Source organism: Vibrio sp. 2130-1 (assembly GCF_033339515.1).
In genome coordinates, this window is sequence record NZ_JAWOUT010000740.1 from 1 (window position 1) to 515 (window position 515).

A 515-nucleotide genomic window follows, 5' to 3' on the forward strand; every position below is an offset into this window, starting at 1 on the left:
GTTGTACGACGACCTATCCGTTCAAGAAAACCTCGAATTTATTGGGCAAATTTTTGGTTTAAGCAGCCAGTCGCTGAAAGAGCGGATCGAAGAGCAGCTCACCACTTACGGGTTGGATCAATTGCGAAAACAGCGCGTAAGCGGCATGAGTGGCGGTCAAAAGCAGCGCCTTTCACTCGCCGCCGCGACCATGCACAAACCCGAACTGCTATTTTTGGATGAGCCGACATCCGCCGTTGACCCCGAAAATCGACGCGATTTTTGGGAGCAGTTGTTCGACTTGTGCGATCAAGGTACGACGATTTTGGTCACCACGCATTACATGGACGAAGCGGAACGCTGCCACCGTCTGGCGATCATGGAATCGGGCGAAATTCGTGCCGATGGCGAACCCGAACAGTTAATGGAACAGATGGGCGTTAATATCATTGAGGTGAAAGCCGACAAACTTCGTGAACTCAAAGAAAAGCTGATTCAACGTGACGAAGTTCGCTCTGCGGCGCAGTTGGGGATTC

The 515-nt window shown here is 51.5% G+C and carries 1 protein-coding gene; it reads left to right on the forward strand.

Features of this window, described 5'->3' with window-relative positions; all coding sequences use genetic code 11:
• Positions 1-515, forward strand: a 515-nt coding sequence (locus R7Q09_RS28445) for an ABC transporter ATP-binding protein (RefSeq protein WP_318144245.1), incomplete at both ends; no start/stop codon positions are given.